Raw genomic sequence first — 3,998 nt, 5'->3', positions numbered from 1 at the left:
GCCGACTACGGTAACTATGGGCCGCTTTTCATTCGCATGGCATGGCACGCGGCGGGAACCTATCGCGTGCTCGACGGCCGCGGCGGTGCCGACGGTGGCCAGCAGCGCTTCGAGCCGCTGAACAGCTGGCCCGATAACGTCAGCCTCGACAAGGCGCGGCGTCTGCTGTTGCCGGTCAAGCAAAAATACGGCAACGCCATCTCCTGGGGCGACTTGATGGTGCTGGCGGGAACCGTCGCCATGGAGCAGATGGGCCTCAAGACCTACGGCTTCGCCGGCGGTCGGCAGGATGAGTGGGAGCCGGATCCGGTCTATTGGGGTGCCGAGAAAAAATGGCTCGACGATTCGGCCCGTTACCAGGGGCCGAGGAACGGCAAAGCCGGCGGCAAGCAGCTGGCCAACCCGCTGGCTGCGGTGCAGATGGGCTTGATCTACGTAAATCCCGAGGGGCCAGGTGGTAATCCCGATCCTCTCGAGGCCGCCAAAGACATCCGCGAAAGCTTCGGTCGCATGGCGATGAACGATGAAGAGACGGTCGCGCTCATCGCCGGCGGCCACACCTTCGGCAAGGCTCACGGCGCCCATAAGCCCAACGAGTGCCTGGGACCCGAGCCGGCCGCCGCCCCCATCGAACAGCAGGGGCTGGGTTGGGCCAACAAGTGCGGCAAAGGCAATGCCGAGGACACCATCACCTCCGGTCTCGAAGGCGCCTGGACGGCGACGCCGACCGCCTGGAGTGGGCAATACCTCGCCAATCTGTTCAATTTCGAGTGGGTACAGACCAAGAGTCCGGCGGGCGCCGTGCAGTGGGTCCCGAAGGACGCCGATAAGCTGCAGATCGTCCCCGACGCGCATGTACCGGGCAAACGGCACGCGCCGATAATGTTCACCACCGACTTGGCGCTGAAGATGGATCCGGAATATTCCAAGATCGCCAAGCGCTTCCTGCAAAACCCGCAGGAGTTCGACCTCGCCTTTGCCAAGGCGTGGTTCAAGCTCACGCATCGGGATATGGGTCCGCGCACGCGCTATCTGGGCAAGTACGCACCCAAGGAAGATTTGATCTGGCAGGATCCGATTCCGGCGGTTGATCACGAACTGGTATCGCCCGAAGACGTGGTGGCACTCAAGCAAAAGATCCTCGGCTCCGGTTTGAGCGGCCCCGAGCTGGTACGCACCGCCTGGGCGGCGGCATCCACCTTCCGCGACACCGACTACCGGGGCGGTGCAAACGGCGGACGACTGGCGCTCGCGCCGCAAAAAGACTGGGCGGTGAACAATCCGCCGGAGATCGCCAAGGTGCTCGACAAGCTGCGCGCCATCCAAAGCGACTTCAATAAGAAAAACCAGGCTTCGGGCAAGAAAGTATCCCTGGCGGACCTCATCGTGCTGGGCGGCAACGCGGCGGTCGAGGCGGCTGCCGAGAAAGCCGGCGTCAAGGTCAGCATTCCGTTCCACCCCGGCCGCATGGATGCCACTCAGGAACAGACCGACGTGCATTCGTTCAGCTTCCTTGAGCCGAAAGCCGACGCCTTCCGCAACTACTACAGCGATGGCGCCTACTTTCCGCCGGCCGAGGCCATGGTGGACAAGGCCGATCAGCTCGGTTTGAGGGTTCCGGAAATGGTGGCGCTGCTGGGCGGCATGCGGGTGCTGGATGCCAATGCGTTCGGCGTCAAGCATGGCGTATTCACGGACCGTCCGGGCACGCTCAGCAACGACTTTTTCGTGAACCTGGTCGATATGTCCACGGTCTGGACCAAGTCGGACAAGCCGGGTCTGTATGAGGGGCGCGACCGCAAGACCGGCAAGGTCAAATGGACTGCCACCACGGTCGACCTGATTCTCGGTTCCAACTCCGAGCTGCGAGCGGTGTCCGAGTTCTACGCCCAAGCGGACACGAATGAGAAATTCGTGAACGATTTCGTGCGGGCCTGGAACAAGGTCATGGAAGCGGACCGATACGACCTGAAGAAGCGCTGATTTATTCAGCGTTTTCCGTCCGGGGCAGGATGCCCCGGCCCTGAATCAAGGGCGTAAGCCCTTGATTCAGGGAGCGCGGCGCGGGCCTTGCAGCGCGCTGCGGCGAGCTGAAAAATGCCACGCATGATGGATGTTTTCAGCGTCTATCCGGCGCCATTGCAAAACCGCCTCAGGCCAGCGGGTCGAGCAGCTCGATCCAGTGCCGCACCGGCACCGGTGCGGCCGCCTGCAAATGAACGAGACAGCCGATGTTGGCGGTAGCGATCAGCTGCGGCGCGGCGGCGGCGAGGCTCGCGAGCTTGCGCGTGCGCAGCTCATCCGACAGCTCGCGCTGCAGCAGTGCATAGGTGCCGGCCGCGCCACAGCACAGGTGGCCATCGGCCAGCGGCGCCAATTCGAAACCGGCGCGGCGCAGCAGGCCTTCCACCACGCCGCCCAGACGCTGGCCGTGCTGCAGCGTGCAGGGGCTCTGAAAGGCGATGCGCCGTGGCGCACCCGGCGCCGGCGCGACACCGGTCGCGTCCTCGGCGGCCAGCACCTGGGCGAGATCGCGCGCCAGGGCCGAAATTTTCGCCGCGCGCTCGGCATACGCCGGATCGTGCGCCAGCAGGCGGCCGTAGTCCTTCACCTGCACCGCGCAGCCGCTGGCAGTCACCACGATGGCCTCGGCGCCGGCCTGGACCTGCGGCCACCAGGCGTCGACGTTGCGGCGCATGAACGCGGCCGCCTCGTCGGTGGCGGTCAGGTGGTGGCTGATGGCGCCGCAGCAGCCGGCACCGGCAACCGACTCGAGCGTGATGCCGAGCCGGTCGAGCACGCGCGCCGCGGCGGCGTTGATGCGCGGCTCGAGCGCGTCCTGCACGCAGCCGGCCAGCAGCAGCATGCGCCGCGGCTGGCGTGTCGAGGGCCACGGCCCGGCCGGGCGGGACCGTGGAATCGATCGACGCACGGTCGCCGGCAGCAGCGGTTTGACCCAGCGACCAAGCCCCAGCAGCGTCGCAAAGCGCCGCCGGTGTGGCAGCGCCCAGCGCAGCGCGCGGCGCAGCAGGCGCTCGCCGGTGCCGCGCGGCGCTGCCCGCTCGGCCAGTTCCCGGCCGAAGTCGAGCACGCGGCCGTATTCCACGCCGGCCGGGCAGGTGGTCTCGCAGGCGCGGCAGGTCAGGCAGCGGTCCAGGTGCGTGCGCAGGCTGGCCGGCACGCTGGCGGTCTCGATGGCGTGCTTGATCTGGTAAATGCGCCCGCGCGGGCCGTCCAGCTCGTCGCGGCGTACCTGGAAGGTCGGGCAGGTGACGTTGCAAAACCCGCAGTGCACGCATTTGCGCACGATGCGCTCGACCGCCGCGCCCTCGCCGCTGGCGCGTACCTGCTCCGGAAATCGCGTCTGCATGAACTCCCCTGGGCAAAGGAATGCCGCGGCCAGCGCCCGGCCACCGTCGGCTGGCGAGCGACGGCCACGGCGCCTGCCCGCTGCGGCAGGATGCCCGGCATGTCCAAAAAATTCCAGGGACGACGATTTGCTGCGGCCAGCTCAGAGTTTGTGAAGAAATGCGCGTGCTGCGCATTGCTTGCGTCGCCCGTCCGCTACACGCCCGGACGTGCTCACGCGAATCGAGCCCTTGCGGGCTCGATTCGCGCCCGGCCATCCCTGGCCGGCCTCGGAGCTTGAAAAATTCACAAGCTCTCACCGCTCGCCCGGCGGGCGGCAGCGGCGTCACAACGGCGGCGCCACCTGCGGCAGCGGCGGCGCCGGCACGAACGGCGGCACTTCGCCGGCGGCGCGGCGCTCGGCCGGCCAGCGCGCGCTGGCGCGCGGCGCGGCGGCGGGCGGCGCCTGGCCTGCCGGCGCCCGGCTGGCCGACAGGATCGACTGCGCGCTCGGCAGCTGTTCAGGCAGGCGAAGGCCGGTGTCCTGTGGACCCTGGCGGGACAGGCTGAGCGCCAGCTCGCGCTCGGCCACCGCATCCGGCGTCGCCAGCACCACCAGCACCACGCGCCGGTTCTTGGCGCGACCTTCT

The 3,998-nt window shown here is 67.6% G+C and carries 2 protein-coding genes and 1 pseudogene; 1 reads left to right on the top strand and 2 read right to left on the bottom strand.

Annotated elements, in window-relative coordinates:
* On the top strand, positions 1 to 1,983 hold a 1,983-nt coding region (gene katG, locus PHC73_RS12100), incomplete at its 5' end, for a catalase/peroxidase HPI (RefSeq protein ID WP_300128598.1).
* A 169-nt stretch (positions 1,984 to 2,152) separates the two neighbouring features.
* Here katG and glcF read toward each other — a convergent pair.
* Together glcF and PHC73_RS12090 are read right to left on the bottom strand one after the other, a co-directional pair.
* Positions 2,153 to 3,370 carry a glycolate oxidase subunit GlcF gene (gene glcF, locus PHC73_RS12095; protein WP_300128595.1) on the bottom strand — a complete coding sequence of 406 codons (1,218 nt, stop codon included), beginning with the start codon at positions 3,368 to 3,370 and terminating at the stop codon, positions 2,153 to 2,155.
* Between the two features lie 324 nt (positions 3,371 to 3,694).
* Positions 3,695 to 3,998: pseudogene (locus tag PHC73_RS12090) on the bottom strand (hypothetical protein); the annotation flags it as partial.

The organism is Immundisolibacter sp., assembly GCF_028696615.1.
GTDB lineage: Bacteria > Pseudomonadota > Gammaproteobacteria > Immundisolibacterales > Immundisolibacteraceae > Immundisolibacter.
Note: the sequence above shows the minus strand (reverse complement) of the source record. Positions and strands in the feature narration are given on the sequence as shown.

Coding starts and splice junctions, on each gene's coding strand:
- glcF (WP_300128595.1), bottom strand. CDS start 3,370: ATGCAGACGCGATTTCCGGAGCAGGTACGCGCCAGCGGCGAGGGCGCG.